The sequence below is a fragment of the Microcystis sp. LE18-22.4A genome (assembly GCF_027531105.1).
Taxonomy (GTDB): domain Bacteria; phylum Cyanobacteriota; class Cyanobacteriia; order Cyanobacteriales; family Microcystaceae; genus Microcystis; species Microcystis aeruginosa.
Window position 1 is genome coordinate 1 of the sequence record NZ_JAPZRB010000286.1, and the last position, 1,131, is coordinate 1,131.

General features: G+C 41.8%; 1 protein-coding gene. It reads right to left on the reverse strand.

Annotation, left to right across the window (positions count from 1 at the left end; translation table 11 throughout):
- Window positions 1-903 (reverse strand): RRXRR domain-containing protein (locus tag O9295_RS13230; protein WP_288033264.1); only part of this gene is annotated, 903 nt, incomplete at its 3' end.
- Between the last annotated feature and the right edge of the window lie 228 nt (window positions 904-1,131).

A 1,131-nucleotide genomic window follows, 5' to 3' on the forward strand; every position in this document is an offset into this window, starting at 1 on the left:
TTTACGTCGTTTACCACCTTTAGAAAAAACCATTAGGTGAAGTTGACGACGACTAATAGGAGGACGTTTGATGACAGCGAAAGGAGCGTTTGTTACTTCAACGAAACCCTTCCAATCATATCCATGACTATTAGAATTGTGGAATGGCCAATAATCTAAAAACTGAAAACAGGCAAGAGCAATGCCATCGTTAGCATGGCTTTCTGGTGATTGTTCTGCTTTATTTTTGGACTTTTCTAGTCGCAAATGTTTTCTAAGATTAGAGGTTTGCCAACCAAAGCGAGTATGGACTGTTGCCAATTGAGACAGTTGCTCAATAGCCCATTTCTGTCCAACCATAACCGACGAGAAACCTTTTCCAGACTTAGCTCCTTTTCTACCAGAAGTTAAATCAACATCGGCTTTGATGTACTCAAAGTAAATATCGGTAATTGGATAGATTTTGGTTAGTTCGGAAACGACGCGAAGTTCAAGTTGACGATTAGCTCTGATTGAGGGAGCTAATTTTCCTTGTTTTCTATTTAAGAATCGTTTTTGTCGATGCGCTCTTAGATTAAAAGAAAGTTGGCGGTTAATCCGTCTTTTTCTACGTCCTCTTCGCATTAACCGTCTATTGTCCATGCGCTCTTTTACTCGCTTAAAAGGAAGTTCTAGGTGAGCCTTCCAAAGAGTAAAAAGAGAGGATTGAACGCCAATTCCAGAGAATAATTTACCCGGGTCAATACCAATGGCAATCGGTTGGGTTTTGTTATCGGAAGGTTCATCGGTTAGCTGGACATAGAAAATACCTAAGTCGTTGAATTTGCCGATAGCTTTTCCTTCTTTAATCCACCGTCTAGCCCGACTGGGTTTGGTGGGCATTAACGGCTTTCCGTCTTTTGAGATAACAGGAACTCTTGCCATGGAGATAATCCTTAAGAGTAAAGTTAAAGTCCCTTTCCGCAACACAATCAAGATGTCTTGTCTAACAACGCTTTACCAATAAAGCTGAGAGGTAATCCGAACTAGGGAAGTATTCGGAAGTCTGTGCCAGATTGTGTCTCAATGCGGTAGTCTCTACTTGCGTCGCCTAAATTGGTTTAGGCAAGCTCCGTCGCTTTTAGGGCGGGGTTAGTGACCCTTGTTCCTGGA